This is a genomic window from Pseudenemella bisphenolivorans (assembly GCF_051133435.1).
In the GTDB taxonomy this organism is placed as follows: Bacteria; Actinomycetota; Actinomycetes; order Propionibacteriales; family Propionibacteriaceae; genus JAAYAO01.
This window is the reverse complement of the sequence record NZ_JBPGNY010000003.1, coordinates 258,677-283,639: the sequence shown is the minus strand read 5'-3', so window position 1 is coordinate 283,639 and position 24,963 is coordinate 258,677. Positions and strand designations below refer to the sequence as shown.

Here is a 24,963-nt window from a genome sequence, read left to right as displayed (position 1 = left end):
GGCGGTTACTTGCCGAAGGTGTCGCGCACCTCGTGGGCGACCCCCGACAGGTTCAGCTCCATCGTGAAGCCCTGCTCGTAACGGTACGACTTGTTCACGTCCCACAGGTCGATGCCGTTGAGGGCTTCCTTGGCGGCGCGCAGCACCGTGCCGTTCTTGTCGGCCAGCCGGCCGGCGACCTCCATCGCCTTGTCGCGCAGTTCCTCGCGCGGCACCACCGCGTAGACCGAACCGTACTCGTGCAGTTCCTCGGCGGTGGCGTTCTCGCAGAGGAAGAACATCGCGCGCATCTTGTGCTGGGGCACCATCCGCGACAGGTGGGTGGCCGCGCCCAGGGCGCCACGGTCGATCTCGGGCAGGCCGAAGACCGACCCCTCGGAGGCCACGATGATGTCGGAATTACCGACCAGGCCGATGCCGCCGCCGACGCAGAAGTCGTTGACGGCGCTGACCACCGGCACCTCGCACTCGTAGACCGCCTTGAAGGAGGCGAAGCAGCCCCGGTTCACCCCGATGATCGCGGAGTTGTCCTCGGTCTGCTGCAGTTCCTTGATGTCGACGCCGGCGTTGAAGCCCTTGCCCTCGGCTCGCAGCACCACGGCGCGGACGTCGGAGTTGCGTCCGGCGGCGGTGATCTGGTCGGCCAGATCGAACCAGCCCTGCACGGTCAACGCGTTGACCGGCGGGTTGTCCATGATGACCTCGGCCACGCCGTTGTCATGGATCACGGTGGTGATGCTCATTTACTGCTCCTCGGTGAGAACGAAGGTGGCCCAGACGCTGACCGCCCGGTCGGGTTCACCACCGTCGGTGCCGACCCGGTCGCAGTACAGCGCCACGTCCACCCGCGGTTCGCCCTCGTCGGTGCGGTAGGTGCGTTCCACCTCGCCGCCGATGGTCAGGGTGTCACCGGGCCAGACCTGGGCCTGGAAGCGGATCCGGTAGTTGCGCACGTTCGCCGCGCCGAGCCAGTCGGTGGCGTACGAGCCGACCACACCGGCCTGGAACATGCCGACCGCGAAGGGGGTCGGGAAGCCCGCGTTCTTGGCGAACTCCTCGTCGTGGTGGATCGGGTTCATGTCGCCCGAGGCGCCCTGGTAGCGGACGAAGTCGGTGCGGGTCACCGGGCCGACCGTCCAGACCTCGGGGGCCGGGGGCACGTTCAGGTTGGCCTCGACCTTCTCGGTGTTCTCGCTCATGCCTTTTCCCCCTCCGCAGCCGGCGGACGCGCGGTCTCCACGCCGGTCATCTTCACTTCGGCCACCAGGTTGCCCTCGGCGTCGCGGAAGTCGGTGACCATCGTCACGAAGGTCATCTCGCCGCCGCGACGGCCCTGCTTGGTCCACATGTTGTCGATCCGGGAGGTGGCCTCCAGGGTGGTGCCGGCGCGCGGCGGCTCACCGTGGAAGGTGAACTCCTGTTCGGCGTGCAGGCCGCGCTCCTGGTTGAGCTCGACCTTGGGCCAGGGGTTGGAATCCCCGAAGGCCCAGAACATGTAGTTCATCAGGAAGGTGGGCGGGCTGACGTTGTTGTCGCCCTCGAGGTAGTCGGGGTTGTCCGAGCGGGTGGCCCGGGCGAACTCGCGGATCTTGCCGCGGGTGATGTCCATCTCGTACGGCGTACCGACGGTTCCTACCGCATCGGGATTGGCCACGGTTCCTCCTTTGTCGTCAGGTGGGGCTCAGTCGTCGGGTGGGTGTTCAGGCGCGCTGGCTGGAGACCGACACGACCTCACCGGTCATGTAGGACGAGTAGTCGCTGGCCAGGAACATCATCACGTTGGCGACCTCCCACGGCTCGGCCGGACGGCCGAAGGCCTCCTGCTCGCTGAGCTTGTCGAGCAACTCGTCGCTGGTCACCTTGGCCAGGAAGGCGTGCATCGCGATGGACGGGGCCACCGCGTTGACCCGAATGCCGTGTTCGGCAACATCGATCGCCGAGCACCGGGTGAGAGCCATCACCCCGGCCTTGGCGGCGGCGTAGTGGGCCTGGCCGGCCTGGGCGCGCCAGCCGATCACCGAGGCGTTGTTGATGATCACTCCGCGCTTGGCCGGCACCATGTGGCGCAGCACCGAACGGGTGGCCTTGAACACCGAGGTGAGCGAGATGTTCAGCACCGAATCCCACTGCTCGTCGGTCATGTCGATCACCGAGGCGGTGCCGCCCAGGCCGGCGTTGTTGATCAGCACGTCGATGCGGCCGTGGGCCTCGACGGCCTTGTCCATCAGCGCGTCGATCTGCTCCTGGACGGTGACATCGCAGGGTACGGCCAGGGGTTCCTGCCCGGTTTCGGCCTTGATCTTCTCGGCGGCCTCACCCAGGCGGCGTTCGTGCCGGTCGCTGATCACCACGGTGGCACCCTCCTCGGCGGCCCGCAGGGCGGCCGAGAAGCCGATGCCGGTGCCGGCGGCGGCGGTGACCACCACGATCTTGTCGGCCAGCAGATTGTGCGAGGGAGTGGGAGTCGGGGCGGATTCGGTCATCACAGTCTCTCTTCTCACCGATGTGGTGGATACGGTTGGCCGGACGCTCGCGATCACATCGTCCGGCCAACCGGGTCAGGTGTTGGGAACTTCGCGATCGCGCAGCGACCGGGGGTCGATCACCTCGCGGATCAAGCGCAGTTCCTCTTCGGTGGGTTCGCGGGTGGTCGGCACATCGGCCGGCACCTCGATCGCGAAACCGGTGGCTTCTTCGACTTCCTCGGCGGTGACGCCGGGGTGCAGCGACTTGACCTGCATCCGTCCGTCCACGAAATGGAAGACACACAGGTTGGTGACCACCGCACGCAGGTCGAGGAACTCGCTGGCGGCCTTGCCGGCGGCCTCTGCGGAGTCGTAACCGACGCCCGCGATCATGTCGACCTTCTCGACGAAGACCCGGGTGCCGTGTTTGGGCACCCAGTAGCTGGTCGGGTGGCTGATCGTATTGCCCGGGCCACCGCGCACGCCGATCAGGGCCGCCTTGGGCTTCTGGAAGTCACCGATCACCGAGATGTTCATGTTGCCGGCGGCATCGATCTGGCTCGGGATCATCATCACGTGACGCTTGCCGTTCCACACCAGGTCGAAGATCCGGCGGAACGGGGTCCAGCCCTCGATCGGACCCTCGGGGGAGGTGCCGACCGCCCAGGTGCCACGCACGGTGTTGGCTTCACCGTCGGTCAGCAGCAGGTCGGGGGAGAAGGTCTCGCGGGCCAGTCGGGCGCCGATCGCGGGGATCGTGCCGAAGGCCGAGGCGAGGATCTCGCCGTTGTCGCGGAAGGCTTCGGCGCAGGCAACCACGCAGTATTCGGCGCGGGTGACGGTTTGGGTCGCAGTCTCGTTGCTCACTTCTGCTCCTGGCTCCGGCGGGCCACGGCCGCCTGGTAGTCGTCCTCGGTGCCCGACAGGTAGGTCTTCTTGAACTCGGCCCACTTCTCGGGGTCGGCCCCGGCGGCGGCGTATTCCTTCTGGAAGGCCTCGTCGCGCGGGTAGTCGGGCACACAGGACGCGAAGTGTGCGCCGTTGGGGGCTTCCACCACGCCGGTGACGTGCTGGCGTCCGATCTGCATGGTGCGGAAGTCGAGCTGGCCGAATTCCTCGGAGCTGATGATCTTCTCGGCCGACACGAATGCCTTGTCGGCGGCCATGCAGTAGAGGTCGTCGAAGTAGGGGTCGTTACCGGTCACCGCGGCGTTGCCGTGCATGTCGGCGCGGTTCACGTGCACCAGGGCGGCGTCCAGCTTCAGGGCCGGCATCGCCACGAGTTCCAGGCCGGAGCCGTAGGGGTCGGCGACGAGCTTGAGGTCGGGGTTGTACTTCATCACGTCCGATCCCAGGCCCGAGCGGGTCGGGAGGAAGGGAACGTTGATCGCAGCGGCGTACAGGCCCCACTGCAGCATGCCCTCGTCGATCTCGCCGACTTCGAGCTCGCCGCGCTGGCGGGCGGCACGGAAGTGCGGATCAAGCGGCACGGTGTCCATCGACACGAAGCCGTAGATGACCTTCTTGAGCTTGCCCGCCTCGGCCAGCAGGCCCACATCGGGGCCGCCGTAGGCGACGACGGTCAGATCCTTCAGATCGGAGCGAAGCAGGGCGCGCACCAGAGCCATCGGCTTGCGGCGTGATGCCCAGCCACCGATTCCGATGGTCATCCCGGACTCGAGCTGGCTCACCACCTCGTCGCTGGTCATACGTTTGTCGGCCATCGACCCTCCTGTGGTCACTGTTACTTGGTCAAGCGCTTGGTTGGATACTCGCCCGTGTGCTGACGCTTGTCAAACACGCGTTCCAGTCTGGTGCGCAGGGGCGGGGCATTGGGCCCGGGATCCCGGTGAACGGAGGGCGGTGATCAGTGGTTGACTGACGCCGGACGTGCGCAGCAATGACGCGGTGCGCCAGGCCCTGACAGCACCGTGCAGAAGGAGAGGTTTTCCGTGGCAGTACAGGTCGAACAGCGCGAGCAAACGCTGGTGATCACGATCGATCGCCCGGCCAAGCACAATGCTCTGGACGGTGATGCGCGGCTGACCATCAGCAACGCCCTGCGCTCGGCGGCCGAGGACGACACGGTGCGCGTGATTGTGATCACAGCAGCCGGGGATCGCACCTTCTGCGCCGGGATGGACCTGTCGGTCGACTCCGGTGAGGCCGACCCGGCGAACAACCCCCTGCGGATTCTGGGGCCCGGATACCCCAAGCCGGTGATCGCGGCCCTGAACGGTTCGGCCCTGGGCAACGGGTTGGAGATCGCTTTGAAGTGCGACCTGCGGGTGGCGGTGGAAACGGCCGAGTTCTGGCTACCGGAAGTGGGTCTGGGGTTCGCCGCCACCGACGGGGGCGTGGGGTTGCCCAAGCAACTGCCGATGGCGGTCGCCCTGGAGTTGGGCCTGGGTGCCGGCCGGCTCAGCGCGCAGCGCGGCTACGAGTTGGGTCTGATCAATCGGGTGGTGCCGGTCGGCACCGCACTGGATACCGCGCTGGAGTTGGCCGCAGCGGTGGCCGCGGGGTCGCCGGTGGCGATCCGGTCCACCCGCGAGCTGATGTACGCCTCGGTGGGTCTGCCCGATGGGGATTTCGAGACCCTGATGAAGCAGCGCCAGGAAGAACTGATGGCCGGCCCCGACGCCGCGGAGGGAATGGCTGCCTTCAACGAACGTCGCGCCCCGGTCTGGCGCAGTTGACCGGAGCATGCGCCCCTGGCTGATCGGTACCTCTAGCAGGGGATGATCGCGTCGTCGGAGCATGCTCCGGGATCGCTCGGGGGCCCCTGTTGCCTGCGCTGGGCCTGCCACTGCTGCGTCATGACTTCGAGTAGCTTGTCGCCACCGATCCGGTGGGTGGTGCCGTCGAAGACCGTGCGGCAACCGTGCAGCTCGCCTTGCAACACGTAGCGCTGTTCGGGGTAGTCGAAAGCCACGTAGTAGCTCAGCACGTACTCCTCGGTGCAGACCATGTCGTCGCGGCCACGCTCGAGCCTGTTGAAGACCTCGACCACCGGATTGGCTCCGGTGGTCAGCGGTTCGGGCGGCCCGGTGGCCTGCTGGGCGGGGTCACCACAGAGCCAGATTCGGTCGGGATCGGCGGGGAGCTCGTCGGGTACAGCGGTCAACGGCGCTCGATGATCCCCGGCTCCGGCGGCCAGGATGTCGGGGCAGGGGTTGGTGGTCGACGGGGTGGCCGGGTTGGCCGGTTCTGCCGGGATGCCGCCCCGGGTGCCGCTGGTGGCAATACCCATGCCCACCCCGATCACCGCCAGTGCGAGCGCGCCGATTCCCGCCAGGGCCCGGGTGCCGGGTGTGCGCATGATCGGCCTCGCTGTCATCGCCGGGTGCTGCAATGTGCGCGATTTCGCACAGTGTAGCCACCGGCATCGATGACGGGCCGTGAGAAGCAACATTGCAGCCGGGGTGTGCCCCGAAGCCGACGAAGGGCCGCCCGCCGAAGCGGACGGCCCCCGTACCGAACCGGCGGATGCCGGCAATCAGTTCATGCGCTCGATGATCAGCGCCATACCCTGGCCTCCGGCGGTGCACATGGTCACCAGTCCGGTCGACTTGTCGTGCCACTTCAGGCCGTTGATCAAGGTGGTGGTCAGGCGGGCACCGGTCTGGCCGTAGGGGTGGCCCAGCGCAATCGCGCCGCCGTGCACGTTCACCCGGTCGACATCCAGACCGAGGTCGTCCACGCTCGGGATCACCTGAGCGGCGAAGGCCTCGTTGATCTCGATCAGGTCGAGGTCGCCGGCGCTCATCCCGGCCAGAGCGAGGGCGTTCTTGGTGGCCTCGACCGGGCCCAGACCCATCACCTCGGCCGACAGCGCCGAAACCCCGGTCGACAGGATCTTGGCCAACGGCTTGATGCCCAACTCGGCGGCGTAATCCGACGACATCACCACCAGGGCGGCGGCGCCGTCGTTCAGCGGGCAGCAGTTACCGGCGGTCACGGTGCCGTCGGGGCGGAACACCGGATCCAGTCCGGCGAGCCGCTCGGCACTGGTGGCCCGGGGGCTCTCGTCCTTGTTCATCACGGTGCCGTCGGGCAGCGTGAACGGGGTGATGTCGGTGTCGAAGAACCCGTTGGCGATGGCTTCCTGGGCGCGGGTCTGCGACATCAGGCCCCACTCGTCCTGGGCCTCGCGCGAGACGCCGCGCAGTTGGGCGACGTTCTCGGCGGTCTGGCCCATTGCGATGTAGATGTCGGGCAGTTCACCGTTCTCGCGCGGGTCGGTCCACACCGGGGCGCCACCCTCGGCACGCTTGGCGGTGCGCTCGCGGGCGGCCTCGTAGGTCGGGTTGTAGGTGTCGGGCAGATTGTCGGACTTGCCGAAGTTGTACCGCGAGATCACCTCCGATCCGCCCGAGACCAGCGCCTTGGCCTCACCGGCCTTGATCGCGTGCAGGGCCATCCGGGTGGTCTGCACCGAAGAACCGCAGTACCGGTTCACCGTGGTGCCGGGCACCTGATCCAGGCCCAGATGGGTGGCGACGACCCGCCCCAGCCCGTACCCCTGCTCACCGGCCGGCTGGGCACAACCCCACAGCACGTCGTCGATGTTCTTCGGGTCGAACTCGGGCACCTGGTCCAGGGCGGCACGCATCATCGCGGCACCGAGGTCGTCGGAACGGACGTCCTTCAGCGCTCCCTTGAAAGCTCGTCCGATCGGCGAGCGGGCGGCAGCGACGATCACGGCATCGGTCATGGGGTCTCCTTGTTTCATACCCTGAACGGGCGGGTTACTTCTTGTCGGCGAGCAGGAACTTCTGGATCTTGCCCGTGGGGGTTTGGGGTAGTTCGGTCTTGATTTCCACCTCGCGGGGAACCTTGAAGTTGGCCAGGTGTTTGCGGCAGTGCGCGATCAGTTCGTCCTCGGTGACCATCTGTCCGCGACGGCACACCACGAAGGCCTTGGCCACCTCGACGAGGCGCTCGTCGGGAATACCGACCACGGCGACCTGGCCGACGCCGGGGTGCTCCAACAGCACGCGTTCGATCTCGGCGGGGTAGACGTTGAAGCCGCCGACGGTGATCACGTCCTTGATCCGGTCGGTGATGGTGAGGTAGCCGTCCTCGTCCAGCCAACCGACGTCACCGGAGTGCAGCCAGCCGTCGGCGTCGATCGCCTTGGCGGTGGCTTCCGGGTCTTCGAAGTAGCCGGCCATCACGTTGTATCCGCGAATCACGATCTCGCCGTGTTCGCGCGGCGGCAGCAATTCGCCGTTCCGGTCCATGATCTGCACCTCGGTGCCCGGGATGGCGATGCCCGAGGTGGTCGAGAGCCGGTCCAGGGTGGCGTCCGGCGGGCAGACCGTGGCGGTGCCGCAGGATTCGGTCAGGCCGTAGGCGGTCAGGATGTCCTTGATGCCGAGTTCGGCGCGCATCCGCTGCAGTACCGGAACCGGTACCACCGAGGCGCCGGTGACGGCCAGCCGCACCGAATCCAGGTCGTAGGTGCCGAAGGACGGGTGGTCCATGATCGTGGTGTACATCGTCACCGCCCCGGGCATCACGGTGATCTTCTCGTCCTGAATCAGTTGCTGGGTTGCCTCGGGGTCGAGGGTGCGCACCGGGTAAACCGTGGCGCGGTGCTGCAGGCTGGTGAGCAGGCCGGCGCGGTAGCCGAAACTGTGGAACAGCGGGTTCACCAGCAGGTAGCGGTCGTGCCGGCGCAACCCGACATTGGCGCCCCACTCCCAGTTGGTCTTGACGTTCGAGCCGTGGCTGACCATCGCCCCCTTGGGGTAGCCGGTGGTGCCGGAGGTGAACAGGATGTCGGCGATCGACTCCGGGGTGAGGGCGGCGATCCGCTCGTCGATCACCGAGGCGTCGACCGAGGCGCCGCGGGCGATGAAGTCGTCCCAGTCGGTGGCGATGTCGTCACCGGTGCTGCCGATGTCGACGATGGTGCTCAGGTAGGGAACCCCGGGCAGCAGTTGCGGCTCGACGTCGGCGCCCCAGTCGTCGCCGGTGGGGGCGGCGGTCTCGCGCAGCATCGTCAGGTAGGACTTGTCCAGGAATCCCTCTTCGGTGACCAACATCACCGCGCGTGCGCGGTTCAGCGCGAACTGGGCCTCCGCGCCGAGGTAACGGGTGTTGATCGGGGTGAGGACGCCGCCGGCGGCCATGATGCCCAGGGCGGCGATGCACCACCGGGCCGAGTTCGGGGCCCAGACCGCGGCCCGATCGCCGGGCTCCAGGCCACTGGCCACCGCTGAGCGGGCGAAGGCGGTGACCTCGGCGTCCAGTTGTGCGAAAGTGAGCCGCAGATCGCCGTCGACGATTGCTTCCAGATCGGGATCCTCGGCGGCAGCCAAGCGCAGGCTTTCCGGGATTGACGCGACGGTGTCGGGCGTAGCGGTCACGGGCCACCTCCGGTGCGTTGGTCGGTTTCATCCGGAGACTATCGCCCCGGCGGGACGAGCGTAGCTGCCCGACCAAGCGCTTGGTACGGTTCATCCCATTGGCCGCAAACATCATTGACGGCCGACCAACCCCGCCCAAGGAGCACGAACATGAACGAGGCCTACATCGTTGAGGCCGTCCGTACCCCGGTCACCAAGCGTGGCAAGGATTTCGCCGAAGTGCACCCGGCCGACCTGGGCGCGCACACCCTGCGCGCCGTGGTCGAGCGTGCCAATGTCGACCCCGGCGCCGTCGAGGACGTCGTCTACGGCTGTGTCGACACCATCGGCCCGCAGGCCGGTGATATCGGACGTACCGCCTGGCTGGCCGCCGGGCTGCCCGACCATGTGCCCGGGGTGACCGTCGACCGACAGTGCGGCTCCTCGCAGCAGGCGGTGCACTTCGCCGCGCAGGCGATCATGAGCGGCACCTCCGACCTGGTGGTCGCCGGTGGGGTGCAGAACATGTCGGCGATTCCGATCTCGGCGGCGATGTGGGCCGGCCAGCAGTACGGCTTCGACGACCCGTTCAGCGGGTCCAAGGGCTGGCAGGAGCGGTACGGCGACCAGGAGGTCTCGCAGTTCCGCTCGGCCCAGATGATCGCCGACAAGTGGGAACTGAGCCGCGAGGAGATGGAGAAGTACGCCCTCGAATCGCACACCCGGGCGCTGAAGGCGATCGCCGAAGGACGCTTCACCAAGGAGATCGAACCGCTGAACGGGGTCGACACCGACTCCTGCCCGCGCGAATCGACCCTCGAGAAGATGGCCACCCTTGATCCGCTGGAGGAGGGCGGCACGATCACCGCCGCCCTGGCCTCCCAGATCTGTGACGCCTCGGCGGCCCTGCTGCTGGCCTCCGAGCAGGCGGTCAAGGACCACGGCCTGACCCCGCGCGCCCGGATCCATCACCTGTCGGTGCGCGCCGACGACCCGATCTGGATGCTGACCGCCCCGATTCCGGCCACCGAATACGCCCTGAAGAAGGCCGGGTTGAGCATCGGCGACATCGACGTGGTCGAGATCAACGAAGCCTTCGCCTCGGTCGTGATGGCCTGGTTGAAGGAGCACCCGATCGACCCGGCCAAGGTCAATCCCAACGGCGGCGCGATCGCCCTCGGCCACCCGCTGGGCGCCACCGGTGCCCGCCTGATGACCACCATGTTGCACGAACTCGAACGCACCGGTGGCCGCTACGGCCTGCAAACCATGTGCGAGGGTGGCGGGCAGGCCAACGTCACGATCATCGAAAGGCTCTGAGCACCATGCAGTTCGATCTTTCCGACCAGGTCGTCCTGGTAACCGGTGGCGCCCGCGGCATCGGCGCCGCGATCACCCGGGCCTTCCTCGCCGAGGGGTGCACCGTGGTGATCTGTGGACGTACCGAGCCCGACGACGCCGACCTGCCCACGGCGGGTGGGCGCAGCGCGCAGTTCATGTCCTGCGATGTCCGCAACGACTCCCAGGTCGCGGCGCTGATCGAGGCCATCGTGGCCGAGCACGGCCGCCTCGACATGGTGGTGAACAACGCCGGCGGCGCCCCCTCGGTGCTCGCCGCCGACACCCCACCGCGACTGGCCGGCTCGCTGATCAACCTCAACCTGCTGGCCCCGTTCCTGGTGGCCCAGGCCGCCCAGAAGGTGATGGCCGAACAGGAACAGGGTGGGCAGATCATCAACATCGGCTCGGTCTCGTCGATGCGTCCGGCCCCCGGAACCGCGATCTACGCGGCCACCAAGGCGGGTCTGTCGATGCTGACCCGAGCCCTGGCCCTGGAATGGGGTCCGAAGGTGCGGGTGAATCAGGTGCGGGTCGGCCTGGTCGGCACCGAACTGTCCGAGATGCATTACGGCGGCCCCGAGGGCATGGCTGCGGTCAACAAGCTGATTCCGGCCGGCCGGATGGCCGTCCCCGAGGACGTCGGCAAGGCCTGTGTCGCGCTGGCGAACCCCGAGCTGGGCTACATGTCCGGTGCGGAGGTGAACCTCGACGGCGGCGGCGAGGTGCCTGGCTGGTACGACGCGGTACAGCGCAACCTCTGATCAGTTCAACGAAATGGGGCTCGGACGACCGTCCGGGCCCCATTTTCTTTCGCCCTTGGATCGCAGAAACACATGAGCCGCCCGGATGATGACCCGGGCGGCTCAACGGCCAGCGCTATCAGCCGGCGACGGCCTCACGCAGTTTGGCGCGCAGGGTGGAGTTGGACTCACCGAGCCATTGGTTGGCCTTGGCCCGCTTGAAGTACATGTGGCAGTCGTGCTCCCAGGTGAAGCCGATGCCACCGTGCAACTGGATCGCGTCGGCCGCGGTGTCGTAATAGGCGTCGGCGGCGACGGCCTTGGCCATCGTGGTCACCGTGTCCACATCCTCGGCGCCTTCGTCCAGTGCCTTCACCGCGTACTGGGCGGTGGCTGCGGCCCCCTGCACCTCGACCAGCAGATCGGCCACGCGATGCTTCAGGGCCTGGAACTTGCCGATCGGCTGGCCGAACTGCTGGCGCACCTTCAGGTACTCCACGGTGATCTCGAGGATCCGGTCGGCGCCGGCGGCCGAGTCGGTGGCCAGGGCGCTGCGCAGCAACTGGCGCAACCGGTCGGCCACCTCGGCTCCGCCGATCCGTTGGGCGGCGGCATTGGCGAAGGCCACCTCGGCCAGCGGACGGGTCTGGTCCAGCGAGGCGCGTCGGGTGATGGTGACGCCGTCGGTTTCGGTCGGCACCAGCCAGACCGCATCGTCGGCGATCACCAGCAACACCTCGGCCGAACCGGCTCCGATCACGGCTTTGGCCGCGCCGTTCAGCGCCTCACCCTCGGCGGTCACGCCTTCGGTGACCACAGCCATCGGGGTGGCCTCGGCGGCCAGATCGGCCAACTGCGGGGCCCCGGCGAAAGCCAGCGCACCGTGTGCGACCAGGGTGGTCAGCAGGGGAGAGGGCACCAGTCGGCGCCCCAGTTCCTCCAACACGATGGAGGCTTCCTGCCAGCCCATGCCCAGGCCGTCCTGATCTTCGGGCACCAGCAACAAGGTGGCGCCGAGTTCGGTGGCGAGCCGCTCCCAGAGTCGGGCGTCGTATTCGACCTCGGGGTCCTCGGAGGTCTTGCGCACCTTCTCCGAATCGGCGTGCTTGTCCAGAATCGCGATGACCGTCTCGCGGAGGGCTTCCTGCTCGTCGGTTTCGTCCATCAACACGGGAGTGATCATGTTCGGCTCCTCACCGGGGCAGGCCGAGCATGCGCTCAGCGAGAATATTGCGCTGAATCTCGTTCGACCCGCCGTAGATCGTGTCGGAGCGGGTGAACAGGAACAGCGTCTGGGCGTCGGTCAGGTCGTAGGGCCACTCGGCGACCAGGGCATCAACCCCCTGGACGTCGACGGCCAGCTCACCGAGGGCACGGTGCCAGTTCGCCCACTGCAGCTTCGAGATCGAGGCCTCGTGGCCGGACAGCTCCGAACCGGACGACCGCAGCGTGCGCAGCGCGGTGTAGCGCAGCACCCGCAGTTGGGTCCACGCCCGGGCCACCCGGTCGGCGACCAGCGGGTCGTCCAGCGCACCGCGGGCCTTGGCGTCGGCGATCAACGTTTCGAGTTCGCGCTCGAAACCGATCTGCTGACCCAGTGTCGAGACCCCGCGCTCGAAGCCGAGGGTGCCCATCGCCACCTTCCAGCCCTCGCCTTCGGCGCCGACCAGATTCTCCACACCACTGCGGGCCTCGTCGAAGAAGACCTCGTTGAACTCCGAGGTGCCGGTGAGCTGCTGGATCGGACGAACCTCGACCCCGTCCTGATCCATCGGCACCAGGATGTAGCTGAGCCCCTTGTGTCGCGATGAGGACGGGTCGGTGCGGCACACCACGAAACACCAGTCGCTGACATGGGCCAGTGAGGTCCAGACCTTCTGGCCGTTGATGACGTACTCGTCACCCTCGCGGCGGGCCCGGGTCTGCACCCCGGCCAGGTCGGAGCCGGCACCGGGTTCGGAGTAACCCTGGCACCACATGGTCTCGCCGGACAGGATGCCGGGCAGGAAGCGCTCCTGCTGTTCCTTGCTGCCGAAGGCCAACAAGGTCGGCCCGAGGAGTTGCTCGCTCATGTGCATCACCCGGCCCGGGGCGTTGGCGCGGGCGTACTCCTCGTGGAAGATCACCTGCTGGGCCAGGGAGGCATTGCGGCCACCGACCTCGGTCGGCCAGCCGATGCCGATCCAGTTGCCCTCACCCATCCGGCGTTCCCAGGCGAGGCGCTCCTCGAGCATCTCGTCCTCGTGGCCCGGGCCACCGGTGCCCACCAGGTGCTTGAACTCGCCGGACAGATTCTCGGCGAGCCAGTCGCGGATCTCCGCGCGGAACTCTTCGTCGGTCTGCGTCATCGTGTGTGCTTCCTGCTCACTGAGCCCCGTAGACGGGGGCGGGCTTGGGGCCCTCGGCCTCCAGCTTGGCGACCACATCGGTCAGTTCGGCGGCCTCCCAGCGGCGGTCACCGGCCTTGGCCGGGGTGCCGTGCTGCCAGCCGTCGGCCAGCGACACCTCATCGGCCTCGACCTCGAAGACCCGTCCGGTGATCTGGGCCTCGGCCGAGGCCAGCCAGGCCACCAGCGGCGAGACGTTCGCCGGGTCCATCGCGTCGAAGCCGGTTTCGGGGGCGGCCATCCGCTCGGCCATTTCGGGCACCGCGGTGGTCATCGGGGTGCGAGCGCTGGGGGCGATGGCGTTGATCTTGATGCCGTAGCGGGCCCACTCGGCCGCGGCGACCTGGGACAGGGCGACGATGCCGGCCTTGGCGGCGGCGTAGTTGCCCTGACCGATGCTGCCCATCAGCCCGGCGCCCGAAGAGGTGTTGACGATGCGGGCCTCGCGGGTGCGACCGGCCTTGGCCTCGTCGCGCCAGTAGGCGCAGGCGTGCCGCATCGGCACGAAGTGGCCCTTGAGGTTCACCGACATGACCGCGTCCCATTCTTCTTCGGACATATTGGCCAGCATTCGGTCGCGGTTGATGCCGGCGTTGTTGACCAGCGCATCCAGCCCGCCGAAGGTGTCGACGGCCAGCTTGATCAACTGCTCCCCGTAGGCCCAGTCGGCGACATCACCCGAAGAGGCCACGGCCTGGCCACCGGCGGCGCGGATCTCCTCGGCCACGGCGTCGGCCGACTCGCCACTCCAGTCGTTCACCACCACGTTCGCACCGAGGCGGGCGAACTCCAGGGCGTGGGCGCGGCCGAGGCCCTGGCCGGCTCCGGTGATGATGGCGGTGCGGCCGGACAAGAGCGGGGTGTTGGTCATGAGTGCCTCCGGGTTTGGGCGCATTGCAGGTCATCCCAATGAATCACATGGAAAACTGACAAGCAAACGCTTGATTGGTATTCTGGTTTTGACGATGTCGCCGATCGGGCCCCATCGCGTTAACGGATAGAGGGAGTCATCGATGGCGGTGAAGCAAGGCAGGCGTGGCGAGATCCTGGCGGCAGCGGGCATGTTGTTCGCTGAAAAAGGGGTCGTGGCCACGACGGTGCGTGAAATCGCCGACGAGGTCGGGATCTTGTCGGGCAGCCTCTACCATCACTTCGCTTCCAAAGACGAGATTCTGGACGCCATCATCATGGCCTACCTCGACGACATCGCGGCGAAATACTCCCGCGTCGCGGGAGAAGCCGGTAATGCCGAGGAACAATTGCGGTCGTTGATCCGCGCCACCCTGGAGTCGGCCTTCGGTCATCCCGCCGCCTCGGAGATCTACCAGAACAACAACCGCTACCTGCGCAGCAGCGCCCAGTGGCCGGAGATGAACCGGATCGCCGGCCAGATCCGGCAGACCTGGCTGGACACCCTGACCCGGGGCCGGGAGGAAGGTGTCTTCCGCAACGACATCCCGGTGCAGGTGAGCTTCCGGTTGATGCGCGATGGGCTGTGGCTGTCGATGCGCTGGTTCCGTCCGGCCGACGGCTTCGGGCTGGAGGAGTTCATCGAATCGGCCTCGGCGATGTTCCTCGAAGGGCTCACCACCAAGGACTAGGCCGGCTCACCGAACCGGCTTCCGATCAGAGGGGTCAGGGCGCCCCTGCTGCAAACCGCCCGATCTTGCGCCGCCGCGCCCAAATACAGCTTTTCGGCGCGAAATCAGGTCGGTTGCAGCAGCACCCGGCCTTCACCGGAGGTGAAAACGGGCCAAAAGCGCCCGAACGGGGGCTGCCTCAGCCGCGCGGCAACCCCAGCGAGCGCTCGGCGAGCACATTCAGCAGAATCTGGGTGCTGCCGCCGGCGATACTCAGCGCCCGGCTGGACAGGAAACGTGATTCGGCGTGACCGCCGGTGTCGTCGGCCACCGCGCCGCGGGGTCCGAGCACGGTGACCATCGCCTCGCGCACATCCTGGTCGAGGGCCACCCCGATCAGCTTGGTGACCGTGGCCAGCTTGGCGTCGGGCACGATGTCGGCCAGGGCCTGAATCGCCATCCGGCGATCACCGGCGGCCTTCACCCAACTGCGGGCGACCAGCTCACCCACCAGGCCGGTCCACGGGCCCGGGTCATCGCGCAGGCAATCCAGCACCAGATCCATGTCCTCCGACAGGGCCCGGCGCGACCCCATGTCGACCCGCTCCTGGGCCAACGAGCCGGTGGCCAGCCGCCAGCCCTCGCCCTCCTCACCGAGCTGCAGCTCGTCGGGAACGAAGACGTCGTCGAAGAAGACCTCGTTGAACAGGGTTTCGCCATTGCCCTCGCGCAGTGGGCGGATGTCCACCCCGGGCGACTTCATGTCGATCAGGAAGGCGGTGATGCCCTTGTGCTTGGGCACATCGGGGTTGCTGCGGGCCAGGCACATGCCCCAATCGGAGGAGTGGGCGTTGGAGGTCCACACCTTCTGACCGTTGATCTTCCAGCCACCCTCGGTGCGGGTGGCCCGGGTGCGCAGCGAGGCCAGGTCGGAACCGGCCGAGGGTTCGCTGAACAACTGGCACCAGGTGATCTCACCCATCAACGAGGGTTCGATGAAACGCTGCAACTGCTCCTCGGTACCGGCGCGCACGATGGCCGGGACGATCCAGCCGGCGATCACCAGGTCGGGAACCTGAATCCCGGCCTCCTCCAGAGCAGCCGCGATCGCCATGTTCTCGGCGGTCGAGGCCCCGCGACCGTAGGGCTTGGCCCAGGTCGGCCGGATCAGGCCGGCGTCCATCAGCTTGCGGCGGCGTTGTTCGGCCGGGGTGTTCTTGATCTCGTCGATGGCGGCCAACAGGTCGGCATCCAGTTCGACGTCCAGATCGAGCGGGGCCGGGTGGCGTTCGAAACCGCCCAGCACTGCCGAGCCGAGTTGTTCCTGCCAGTGCACCTCGTGGCCGAGCAGCGATTGCCACATCTTGGCCCGGCGCAGGTAGAAGTGCGCGTCGTGTTCCCAGGTGTAGCCGATACCGCCGAGTACCTGGATGCAGTTCTTGGTGACCTCGAGGGCGGCCGGCCAACCGACCGCGGCGGCCGAGGTGGCCGCGAGTTCGGCCTCGGCATCCCAGGCCCCGTCGGTGCCGATCAGGCCGGCGACGTCCCAGGCGGCCGCGGTCAACACCTGGGTGTCGACCTCCATCCGGGCCAGGATGTGCTTGATCGCCTGGAAGCTGCCGATCAGCACCCCGAACTGTTCGCGCACCTTGGCATAGGCCACCGCGGTATCGGTGGCCCAGCGGGCGGCACCGGCCAGTTCGGCCACTGCCATCGCCGCCCCGATCGCGCGGACGGTCGAGGTGGTCACCCCGGGCAGTTCGATCGCCTTGCTGCCGGTGCAGGTCACCGTGCCGATCGAACGGGTCGGGTCATTGCCGGGCTGCAGGTCGATCGAGACCGCGTCGGCTTCGACCAAGTACCAGTGGTCGCCGGCGCCCAGCACGAACAGGTCGGCTTCGGCCGCGCCGAGCACCGGGCCGGTGCTGCCACCGAGACCCCCATCAGCGTTCAGGGTCGGCTCGAAACCGATCGTGCCGCGGGCACCCTCGGCGAACCGGGCCAGCAGCTTCTCCTTGTCGGGGGCCGAGGATGCCGCCACCACCGCGGAGGCGGCGACCGTCGTGGTCACCGGCAATCCGGCGAGAGCCTCACCGAGTTCGGCCACCACCACAGCGGCCTCGGCCAGCGACTCGCCCAGCCCACCGACGCTCTCCGGCAGGTGTGCGCTGAGGGCGCCCAGTTCGACCAACTCGTCCCACTGCTTGCTGCGCGCCCAGGTGTCGGGCGAGGTCGGGTCGCCGTCGGTGCGGGCGCGGGCTTCGGCTCGTGGTTCACGGTCGCCTGCCCACTCCCGCACCAGGTTGCGCAGTTCGAGTTGCAGGGGGGAAAGCGCGATGGACACGAAGCCTCCAGTGACTGGGATTGTGGTGCTAGGGCCGCTACGAAGCTGTACTAGCTTCGCCCCGACGTCAAGACTTATTACCAACCAGTGAGGTGTTCACATGGCCAAGGCCGTGATCGTTGATGCAGCGCGTACCCCGTTCGGACGGCGCAACGGCTGGCTGAGCGGCCACCACCCGACCCACCTGCTCGGTTTCGCCCAGAAGGGCCTGTTGGAGCGCAACGGCCTCGACCCGATGGCGGTCGATCAGTTGATCGGTGGCTGTGTCACCCAGGCCGGCGAGCAGGCCGGCAACGTGACCCGGATGGCCTGGCTGGCCTCGGGCCTGCCCTGGGAGGTCGGCGCCACCACCATCGATGCCCAGTGCAGCTCGGGCCAGCACTCGGTGCACCTGTTGGCCGGCCTGATCGCCGCCGACGCGATCGGTATCGGGATGGCCACCGGCGTGGAGGCGATGAGCCGGATCCCGCTGATGTCGAACTTCCCCGGGCCCACCGGCCGTCCCAAGCCGGACGACTGGGATCTGGACATGCCGAACCAGTTCGTCGGGTCGGACCGGATCGCCCGCGACAAGGGCATCACCCGTCAGGACCTGGACGAGTTCGGGCTGCGCTCCCAGCAACTGGCCAAGCAGGCCTGGGACAACGGTTGGCTCGACCGCCAGATCGTCCCGGTGCCCGGCGCCACCCTCGGTGACGGTGACGTGCCGGCCACCGTCAACCGCGACCAGGGCTTGCGTGACACCTCGCTGGAAGCCCTCGCCGCCCTCAACCCGATTGACCCCGAGCGGGGCCTGCACACCGCCGGCACCTCCTCGCAGATCTCCGACGGCGCCGGTGCGCTGCTGATTATGAGCGAGGAGAAGGCCGCCGAGCACGGCCTCAAGCCCCGGGCCCGGATCGTCGCCCAAGCCCTGGTCGGCGGCCCGCCGAAGTACGTGCTGGACGGCCCGATCCAGGCCACCCAGAAGGTGCTCGATGCCACCGGTATGTCGATCTCGGATCTGGACCTGGTCGAGGTCAACGAGGCCTTCGCCTCGGTGGCGATCTCGCTGGAGCGGCACCACAAGATCGACCGTGACCGGCTCAACGTCAACGGCGGTGCGATCGCGATCGGTCACCCGGTGGGCGCGACCGGCATCCGACTGTTCGCCACCATGATCGACGAGTTGGAGCGCCGTGACGCCACCCGTGGTCTGGTCACCATCTGTGCCGGCGGGTCGATGGCCTCGGCCGCCATCATCGAGCGGATCTGATCGAACACCGAAGCCCCGGGGCCCGCTGAGGCCTCGGGGCTTCGTCATGCCGGTAGCGTGGCCCGGTACCCGCTCAGAAGTGGCGCAGGAAACGTCGCGGGTCGGCCAGGAAGAGTCGCTCGTCGCGCACCAGGTCGAGCTCGTCCCAGGTGGTGTCGTGGAAGCCGTCGGCGTCCAGTTGCAGCACCCGGGCCCCGGGCAGCGCGGCCAGCACCGGCGAGTGGGTGGCCAGCACCACCTGGACGTCCGGTTCCCGGCTCAACTCGACCAGGATCGCCAGCACCCGCAAGCAGGACGTGAAGGACAGCGCCGATTCGACCTCGTCGAACAGATACAAGCCCGGACGGGGCAGACCGTTGGGTCCGTAACAGCGGGTTTCGATCAGTTCCAGGAAGGACTCGCCGTGGCTGCGTTCGTGCAGGCCGCCGAAACCCACCTCGTCGAGGTAGGTGTAGAGCCCGTGCATGGTCTCGGCGCGCAGGAAGTAGCCCTTGCGGCTGGCCCGGGCACCTCGCACCAGCCGCAGATGTCCCGACAGGGGCGACTCGGTGCGGGTGGTGACATGCATCGCCCCGGTCGAACCGCCCTCGGGATTCATCCCGTAGGCCTCGGCGATCGCCTCCACCACGGTGGATTTGCCCGATCCGTTCTCACCGACCAGCACGGTGGCCGGGCCCAGATCGAGTCCCTCGTCCAGGAGCTGCCGTACCGCGGGAATCGTGAAGGGCCAGAGTTTCGGATCCTCCGGGGTCTCGGCGCACTCCACCCGTCGTACGGGGGAGCCCAGCGCCCAGCTCTCGGTACCGGCCACGACCGGGTCAGAGCTGCACCGGATTGCCGGCGCGGATCGACTGGGTGATCTCGAACTGCCCCTCGGCCGCGGCGGGCACCTCGCAGGCCTGATCGGTGCCGAGCACGTGGGCCACCCGACCGAGCCCCATCCAGCCGGCGATGCAGTAGGTGAGTTCGACGATCTCGGGGTCGGAGAACAGGGTCTTCATCCGCGACCAGAGTTCCTCGTCGCCCGACAGGCCCTGAGGATTGGTGCCCATACCGCGGGCGTATTCGATCGCTGCGATTTCGCGTTCGTCCAGGCCGTCGGTGCGCCGGGCCAGCACGGTGTCGTAGAAGGCCTGGTCGGGGGCCGGGCCGTTGGCGGTGACGCCGCCGTCGGGCCCGAGGTTGGTGGAGTCGCGGGCGCTCTGCCAGTTCATGCAGATCATGCAGCCGTTGATCAGCGCGGTTTCGATCCGGGCGGCCTCGAACAGCCGCAGCGGCAGGGAGGTGTGTTGGTAGATCGCGCCGGCGAAGCCGTGGGCCGCGTCGACGATCTCAGGCGCCAGATTGCGCAGCCCTTGCTGGGTTCCGTCGGTGTCGGTGATCCGCATCCGGGGCTCCTTCTGCTCGTGGTGTTCCACTGTTTGGTCGTGGTGTTCCACCGCCTGCTCGTGGCGTCCCACCGTATGCGCCACTGTGGCACACGTCACTGACAATCCCACCGGAAGCGGAGGGGCCCGCCGCGTGTAGCGACGGGCCCCTCCCAGCACCCCCTTGTGCTGTCGTTCTCAGTGCGTCCGGGTCACTTGCCCAGTTCGCCCTTGGCCAGGTTCTCGGCGAAGTCGGGGTGTTCACCCAGCCACTTCTTCACCGCGGCGTCGTGATCGGAGCCGTCGAAGTGCTCGGGGCTCATCATGTAGTCCTCGAGCTCGGCCAGTTCCTCATCGGTCAACACCAGGTTGTTGACGATCTGGGCGGCCTTCGGGCTCTCCTCGGCGAACTTGGTGCTGCCGGCGGCCGAGATCACCTCGACGTCACCCATCGCGCCCTCGGGGTCCTCCAGGTCGCGCATCGGCCAGGAGCTGTAGGCCCAGTGCGGACGCCACAGGGTCACCGCAACGTTCTCGCCACGGCTGGTGGCGCGCTCGACCTGGGCCAGCATGGCCGGGGTCGAGGAGACCACGAAGTCGTACTTGTCGAGCCCGTAGGTCGGGATGGCTTCTTCCTGGGTGACCTTGGTCAGGCCGGCGCCGGCCTCGATGCCGTAGAGCTTGCCGCCGTACTCATCGGCCATGTCGGCCAGATCGGCGATGCTCTTGGCGGGGGAGTCGTCGTTGACCGCGATGGTCAGACGGGCGTTGTCGTACCAGCAGCCGAGGTGCACCAGGTCGTCACCGAACTCCTCGATGTACTGCGGGTGGGTGACCGGCATCCAGACGTCGGTGACCACGTCGATGTCGCCACGGGCCACGCCGGCGAAGGCCGGGGCGGCCTCGAAGGCCTCGACCTTGACGGTGTAGCCCTCGTCCTCGAGGACGGCCTTCAGCAGGTGGGCGGTGGCGAAGGACTCGTCCCAGCCGTTGAAGGCGCCAATGGTGACGTCCTTCTTGCCGTCCTCGTCCATGCCGGAGGCGTCCTTGACCGAATCGGTGGGCTTGCAGTTACCCCAGTCGGCTGCGGTCTTGGGTTGTTCGCCGGTGGTTTCACCACCGTTGTCACCGCCGCCACAGGCGGCGAGGAATAGCGCACCGGCCAATGCCAGTGCTGTCAGTCCGACCTTCTTCATACTGTTCTCCGTTCGGTGTCGTCGGTGGTCACAGGTTGCTCGGATGCGGCACGAGTTTCGTCGGTGCCGTCGTTGTGGCCGTCGTCATCGTCGGCCTGCGTTTCGGCCGCGCTGGCGGCCTTGCTGGTGGAGCGCACCCGTCGGCGCTTGTGGCGTCGCTGGCCGACCGAGGCGCTGGTGCGGTCGAGGAAGATCGCGATGATCACGACGGCCAGACCGGCTTCCACGCCGAGGGGGACGTTCAGGGTGGTCAGCGATCCGACCACGTCACCACCCAGGCCGCCGGCGCCGGCCATACCGGCCAGCACCACCATCGACAGGGCCAGCATGATCACCTGGTTGACGCCGGCCATGATCGTGGGCGTGGCGGCGGGCAACTGAATCTGGCGCAGTACCCGGCCCGGGGTCGAGCCGAAGGCGTAGCCGGCTTCGACGAGTTCTTCGTCCACCTGACGGATGGCCAACTCGGTCAACCGCACACCCGGGGGCATCGCGAAGATCAGGGTGGCAATCGCGCCGGGCGTGGGCCCGATACCGAAGATCGTGATCGCCGGCACCAGGTAGACCATCGCGGGCATCGTCTGCATCAGGTCGAGCACCGGTTTGACGATCTTCGACACGGTGTCCGACCGTGCGGCCCAGATTCCGAGGGGAATCGACAGCAGTAGGGCACACAACACCGCCAGCACCACCAGCGAGATGGTGCTCATCGCGTTCTGCCACTGACCGAAGCCCTGGATGAACCAGAAACCGATCACGGTGAACAGCGCCAGGCGCCAGGACGAGGCAACCCAGGCCAGAGCGGCGAAGATCAGGATGATCACCCAGTACGGCGGCCCGGTGAGCACGGAGAAGAACGCCTCGTAGACGGTCGACAGCACCGAGTGGATGCCGTCGAAGAACCAGTCGGCATTCTTCTGCAGCCAGCGAATGCCCTGCTTCACCCAGTCGCCGAAGGGGATATCCGGGTCGTAGACCCACCGCAAGAAGCGAAGGAACGCGTCCATCAGTGAGCACCTCCGGTGGTTGCCATGGTCGGACGGTCGGAAGCCTCGGGTTCCGGCTGGTCGGGCGGGCTGGACATCGAGTCGAGCAGACGATCCTGCGACAGCAGCCCGAGGAATCGACCGTCCCGGTGGGTGACGACCAGCGGTGCGCTCTGATTGGCGGCCTTGGCGAACAGGTCGGCGATCGGGGTGATGCGAGGCACCGGCGGCTCGGTGATCATCAACTCAGCGGCGGTACGGCTCGGTTCGCCCTCGGCATCGAACAACCGCACCACTCCGCGGGGGTGGTCGTCGGGGCCGATCACGGTGGCCATGGTGTGCCCGGTGCGAACCATCTCGGCGGCAAGTTCGCTGCCGAGGGCCTGCATGTTCTTGGTGGTCGGGGCGGTGGTGTCGACCACCATGCCGGCGGTCAACACCCGGCTGCGGTCGACATCGGCGATGAATCGGGCGACATAGTCATCGGCCGGGGAGGTGATCAGTTCCGGCGCGGTGCCGATCTGGACGATCCGGCCCTGACGCATTACCGCCACCCGGTGGCCCAGGCGCATCGCCTCGTTCAGGTCGTGGGTGATGAAGATGATCGTCTTGCCGAGTTCTTCCTGCAGATCCACCAACTGGGCCTGCAGGTCGGAGCGGATCAGCGGGTCGAGGGCGGAGAACGCCTCGTCCATCAACAAGATGTCGGTGCCGGCCGCCAGTGCCCGCGCCAGGCCGACGCGCTGGCGCATACCGCCGGAGAGTTCGTCGGGGTACTTGTCGCCGGCCTCGCCCAGACCGACCTGTTCCATCCAATGCCGGGCGGTCTCGACGCGCTCGGCCTTGGGGGTGCGCTTGACCTCCAGGCCGAAGGCCACGTTGTCGGCCACGGTGCGGTGCGGCAGCAGGGCGAAGTGCTGGAAAACCATGGAGATCTCTTCGCGGCGGATCGCCCGCAGCCGGTCCTTGGGGGCATTGGTGATGTCGGTGCCGTTGATCTCCACCACGCCGGCAGTCGGCGTGTTCAGCCCGTTCAGCATCCGAATGAGCGTCGACTTGCCGGAACCGGACAGCCCCATCACGACGAAGGTCTCACCCTTGCGCACCGAGAAATCGGCGTCGATGACCGCCGCGGTGCCGCGAACGGAGTCGAAATCGACTTCCTCACCGGCGGTGAGTTTCGCCCCGATCCGGGCTTCGTCCGGACCGAATACCTTGTACAGGTGCCGTGCCCGGACGACGGTTTCGTCGTCGCTCATCCTGCCTCCGGGGGTCAGAGTCGTACCACGCCGAGACACCCGCGGGTCGGCGGCGCTTGTTGGTCTATTGACGGACACTAGTCGAGATGGCTCGTGTCAAGGCCCGCAAATGCAGCGAATTCCGGCAGCCCGAGGCCGCAAGTTTCCCATGATTCCGGGCCTGACAAGGCCAAACGCCCCGATGGGGGGTCGTTACTGGTTTGTTACTACGAGCACAGCGAATTGGGGCTGATGGCTCGGTGTGCGACGGTCACGGCCGAGCACGGGGCGATGTGCCGCAGGCCTCCATCGGGACATCTCCGAACCGGGGCCCACTGGTGGCCGTGGGATGCTGGGGCGATGCGGAAACTACTGAAACTCCCCGCGCTGTTGCCGGCGCTCTTCGCCTTCGCGGCGGTGATGTTTCTGCTGTGGGCCATCGTCGAACCGGATCTGATCAAGCCGGTCGTTGCCGTCGTCTTCGGGTTCCTGGCCGTGCGCACCTTCGCGAACGTCGCTATTCGGTCCCGGCCGGTCGCCGGCGTGGATGAGCACCTGGCCCGTGGTGGAGCCGTCGTTTTCTGGCGGCCGGGCTGCCCCTACTGCGCGGCGCTGATCCGTGCCCTGGGCTCCGAACTGCGCCACGTGCCGTACTGGGTGAACGTCTGGGACGAACCCGAGGCCTCCGAACGGCTGCGCGGCTACAACGACGGCAATGAGACCGTCCCCACCCTGGTGACCTCGGAAGGGCATGTGGTTGCCACCGATACCGCCGCGGCCGCCGAGATCATCCGCGCCGCCACGCCCTCCAGTTGACCCTGGCTACTCCACCTGGTGCCTCGACCTGGCACCTTGGGCTGGCTTCCTGACCCTGCTTCGCCCACCTGGCTCGGCGCTGCGTGGATGAAAACGCACCCCTGAGCCGGCCACGTGCTCCTTTTGTGCCGAATTCGCCCTGTTCGGGTGCGTTTTCATCCATGGGTGTTGCAGGAAGCAGGCGTAGCTGCTGGTTCAGGCGGCGACGGTGTGCATCAGCAGGGTCAACTGCGCGACGACATCGTCGGTCGAGTGCGCCGGTTCGCCGAAGTCGATGCGGGACAGGCGGGCCTGTTTTCCCTGTCGGGTCATCAGGTGCAGTCCGCGTCGGCTCACACCGATGATCAGCGCCGAGTCGCAGGTCGCCCCGGCCAGGGTGGACAGGACGGTGTCGAAGCGGGTCATCAGTTCCTGGGCCACGTCGAAGGCCTGTTCGGCCAGGAGGTCGCGGGGCGCCTCGTCGATCTGTTGGGCATCAATAACACCGCATTCACCGAACCGGCTCACCGCCACGTCGGTGATCTCGATGGTCACCCGGACGGCGCTGACGTGGTTGGTCGCGACCCGCGACACCACGCCGCGCAGATGAACGCTGGCGGTCAGGACCCGCACCTGGGGCAGCGGGGCGTATTCGTCGACGGCCAGTATCACCCGGGTACCGGCCACGGCGGGGTCGCGCAGTTGTGAGCCGGGTGCGGGCAGACAGTCCACGACAACCTGGCCGACGAACCCCCGCTGGTGATCGAGGGTCACCACCACATCCTCCGGGCGGGACGAGCCGTGCACGGACAATGTCGCGATGCCGGCGCCGTCCAAGAGCCGGGCGGCCACGATGGCCAGTTCGGTGGTGTCTTCGCATCCTGCGTGCTGCATCCGGGTCCCCTCAAGCCTC

Annotated in this window: 25 protein-coding genes; 6 read left to right on the top strand and 19 right to left on the bottom strand. The window is 67.5% G+C overall.

Annotated elements, in window-relative coordinates; translation table 11 throughout:
* Positions 1-5 precede the first annotated feature (5 nt).
* The 6 genes from ACR4XW_RS08865 to ACR4XW_RS08840 all read right to left on the bottom strand — a co-directional run bounded on the left by ACR4XW_RS08865 (position 6) and on the right by ACR4XW_RS08840 (position 4,189).
* Positions 6-743, bottom strand: coding sequence for an enoyl-CoA hydratase family protein (locus tag ACR4XW_RS08865; RefSeq protein ID WP_434760188.1), 738 nt, complete (start codon positions 741-743; stop codon positions 6-8).
* On the bottom strand, positions 744-1,199 hold the full coding sequence (locus tag ACR4XW_RS08860; protein ID WP_434760187.1) for a MaoC/PaaZ C-terminal domain-containing protein: 456 nt from the start codon (positions 1,197-1,199) through the stop codon (positions 744-746). It lies immediately after the preceding gene.
* Positions 1,196-1,654, bottom strand: a complete 459-nt coding sequence (locus tag ACR4XW_RS08855; RefSeq protein WP_434760186.1) for an FAS1-like dehydratase domain-containing protein — start codon at positions 1,652-1,654, stop codon at positions 1,196-1,198. The genes ACR4XW_RS08860 and ACR4XW_RS08855 overlap by 4 nt, the downstream gene beginning before the upstream one ends.
* Before the next feature lie 46 nt (positions 1,655-1,700).
* A complete protein-coding gene (locus ACR4XW_RS08850) occupies positions 1,701-2,483 on the bottom strand; it encodes an SDR family oxidoreductase (RefSeq protein ID WP_434760185.1) in 783 nt (260 codons plus the stop codon).
* A gap of 75 nt (positions 2,484-2,558) precedes the next feature.
* The gene (locus ACR4XW_RS08845) at positions 2,559-3,332 is read right to left on the bottom strand and encodes a CoA-transferase subunit beta (protein WP_434760184.1); all 774 of its coding nucleotides are present in this window, start codon (positions 3,330-3,332) and stop codon (positions 2,559-2,561) included.
* The gene (locus ACR4XW_RS08840; RefSeq protein WP_434760183.1) at positions 3,329-4,189 is read right to left on the bottom strand and encodes a CoA transferase subunit A; all 861 of its coding nucleotides are present in this window, start codon (positions 4,187-4,189) and stop codon (positions 3,329-3,331) included. Before ACR4XW_RS08840 ends, ACR4XW_RS08845 begins: the two co-directional genes overlap by 4 nt.
* A gap of 228 nt (positions 4,190-4,417) precedes the next feature.
* Between ACR4XW_RS08840 and ACR4XW_RS08835 the strand changes: the two genes are divergently transcribed.
* The gene (locus ACR4XW_RS08835; protein ID WP_434760182.1) at positions 4,418-5,164 is read left to right on the top strand and encodes an enoyl-CoA hydratase/isomerase family protein; all 747 of its coding nucleotides are present in this window, start codon (positions 4,418-4,420) and stop codon (positions 5,162-5,164) included.
* 32 nt (positions 5,165-5,196) lie between these two features.
* On the opposite strand, the gene ACR4XW_RS08830 is transcribed toward ACR4XW_RS08835, so the two are convergent.
* From ACR4XW_RS08830 to ACR4XW_RS08820, 3 genes are all read right to left on the bottom strand, one after another.
* Positions 5,197-5,787, bottom strand: a complete 591-nt coding sequence (locus ACR4XW_RS08830; RefSeq protein WP_434760181.1) for a hypothetical protein — start codon at positions 5,785-5,787, stop codon at positions 5,197-5,199.
* A 177-nt stretch (positions 5,788-5,964) separates the two neighbouring features.
* A complete protein-coding gene (locus tag ACR4XW_RS08825; RefSeq protein ID WP_434760180.1) occupies positions 5,965-7,182 on the bottom strand; it encodes an acetyl-CoA C-acetyltransferase in 1,218 nt (405 codons plus the stop codon).
* Positions 7,183-7,216: 34 nt separating this feature from the next.
* Positions 7,217-8,842, bottom strand: a complete 1,626-nt coding sequence (locus ACR4XW_RS08820) for an AMP-binding protein (RefSeq protein WP_434760179.1) — start codon at positions 8,840-8,842, stop codon at positions 7,217-7,219.
* A gap of 150 nt (positions 8,843-8,992) precedes the next feature.
* On the opposite strand from ACR4XW_RS08820, the gene ACR4XW_RS08815 reads away from it, so the two are divergent.
* On the top strand, positions 8,993-10,141 hold the full coding sequence (locus ACR4XW_RS08815; protein WP_434760178.1) for an acetyl-CoA C-acetyltransferase: 1,149 nt from the start codon (positions 8,993-8,995) through the stop codon (positions 10,139-10,141).
* Between the two features lie 5 nt (positions 10,142-10,146).
* The gene (locus ACR4XW_RS08810; RefSeq protein ID WP_434760177.1) at positions 10,147-10,923 is read left to right on the top strand and encodes an SDR family oxidoreductase; all 777 of its coding nucleotides are present in this window, start codon (positions 10,147-10,149) and stop codon (positions 10,921-10,923) included.
* Between the two features lie 118 nt (positions 10,924-11,041).
* On the opposite strand, the gene ACR4XW_RS08805 is transcribed toward ACR4XW_RS08810, so the two are convergent.
* The 3 genes from ACR4XW_RS08805 to ACR4XW_RS08795 are packed head-to-tail and all read right to left on the bottom strand — an operon-like array spanning position 11,042 to position 14,160.
* On the bottom strand, positions 11,042-12,085 hold the full coding sequence (locus tag ACR4XW_RS08805; protein WP_434760176.1) for an acyl-CoA dehydrogenase family protein: 1,044 nt from the start codon (positions 12,083-12,085) through the stop codon (positions 11,042-11,044).
* Positions 12,086-12,095: 10 nt separating this feature from the next.
* Positions 12,096-13,250, bottom strand: coding sequence for an acyl-CoA dehydrogenase family protein (locus ACR4XW_RS08800; RefSeq protein ID WP_434760175.1), 1,155 nt, complete (start codon positions 13,248-13,250; stop codon positions 12,096-12,098).
* 16 nt (positions 13,251-13,266) lie between these two features.
* Entirely contained in the window at positions 13,267-14,160 is an 894-nt protein-coding gene (locus tag ACR4XW_RS08795; protein WP_434760174.1) for an SDR family oxidoreductase, read from the bottom strand.
* 142 nt (positions 14,161-14,302) lie between these two features.
* Between ACR4XW_RS08795 and ACR4XW_RS08790 the strand changes: the two genes are divergently transcribed.
* Positions 14,303-14,890, top strand: a complete 588-nt coding sequence (locus ACR4XW_RS08790) for a TetR/AcrR family transcriptional regulator (RefSeq protein ID WP_434760173.1) — start codon at positions 14,303-14,305, stop codon at positions 14,888-14,890.
* Positions 14,891-15,068: 178 nt separating this feature from the next.
* Here ACR4XW_RS08790 and ACR4XW_RS08785 read toward each other — a convergent pair whose 3' ends face one another.
* Positions 15,069-17,213 (bottom strand): acyl-CoA dehydrogenase family protein, encoded by a 2,145-nt coding sequence (locus ACR4XW_RS08785; RefSeq protein WP_434760172.1) that lies wholly within the window; start codon positions 17,211-17,213, stop codon positions 15,069-15,071.
* A gap of 100 nt (positions 17,214-17,313) precedes the next feature.
* Between ACR4XW_RS08785 and ACR4XW_RS08780 the strand changes: the two genes are divergently transcribed.
* Complete coding sequence (locus tag ACR4XW_RS08780; protein ID WP_434760171.1) at positions 17,314-18,468, top strand: steroid 3-ketoacyl-CoA thiolase; 1,155 nt, start codon at positions 17,314-17,316, stop codon at positions 18,466-18,468.
* 73 nt (positions 18,469-18,541) lie between these two features.
* On the opposite strand, the gene ACR4XW_RS08775 is transcribed toward ACR4XW_RS08780, so the two are convergent.
* The 5 genes from ACR4XW_RS08775 to ACR4XW_RS08755 all read right to left on the bottom strand — a co-directional run bounded on the left by ACR4XW_RS08775 (position 18,542) and on the right by ACR4XW_RS08755 (position 23,276).
* Positions 18,542-19,279: an AAA family ATPase gene (locus ACR4XW_RS08775; protein WP_434760170.1), complete on the bottom strand. Its 738-nt coding sequence runs from the start codon at positions 19,277-19,279 to the stop codon at positions 18,542-18,544.
* 7 nt (positions 19,280-19,286) lie between these two features.
* Positions 19,287-19,940, bottom strand: a complete 654-nt coding sequence (locus ACR4XW_RS08770; RefSeq protein WP_434760169.1) for a carboxymuconolactone decarboxylase family protein — start codon at positions 19,938-19,940, stop codon at positions 19,287-19,289.
* A 107-nt stretch (positions 19,941-20,047) separates the two neighbouring features.
* Positions 20,048-21,031 (bottom strand): glycine betaine ABC transporter substrate-binding protein, encoded by a 984-nt coding sequence (locus ACR4XW_RS08765; RefSeq protein WP_434760168.1) that lies wholly within the window; start codon positions 21,029-21,031, stop codon positions 20,048-20,050.
* Complete coding sequence (locus tag ACR4XW_RS08760) at positions 21,028-22,038, bottom strand: ABC transporter permease (RefSeq protein WP_434760167.1); 1,011 nt, start codon at positions 22,036-22,038, stop codon at positions 21,028-21,030. Before ACR4XW_RS08760 ends, ACR4XW_RS08765 begins: the two co-directional genes overlap by 4 nt.
* Positions 22,038-23,276: a quaternary amine ABC transporter ATP-binding protein gene (locus ACR4XW_RS08755; RefSeq protein WP_434760166.1), complete on the bottom strand. Its 1,239-nt coding sequence runs from the start codon at positions 23,274-23,276 to the stop codon at positions 22,038-22,040. Before ACR4XW_RS08755 ends, ACR4XW_RS08760 begins: the two co-directional genes overlap by 1 nt.
* 339 nt (positions 23,277-23,615) lie before the next feature.
* Here ACR4XW_RS08755 and ACR4XW_RS08750 point away from each other — a divergent pair, with 339 nt between their 5' ends.
* Positions 23,616-24,071 carry a glutaredoxin domain-containing protein gene (locus ACR4XW_RS08750; RefSeq protein ID WP_434760165.1) on the top strand — a complete coding sequence of 152 codons (456 nt, stop codon included), beginning with the start codon at positions 23,616-23,618 and terminating at the stop codon, positions 24,069-24,071.
* A gap of 195 nt (positions 24,072-24,266) precedes the next feature.
* Here the strand turns inward: ACR4XW_RS08750 and ACR4XW_RS08745 are convergent, their stop codons facing one another.
* Positions 24,267-24,944, bottom strand: coding sequence for a hypothetical protein (locus ACR4XW_RS08745; protein ID WP_434760164.1), 678 nt, complete (start codon positions 24,942-24,944; stop codon positions 24,267-24,269).
* Positions 24,945-24,963 lie beyond the last annotated feature (19 nt).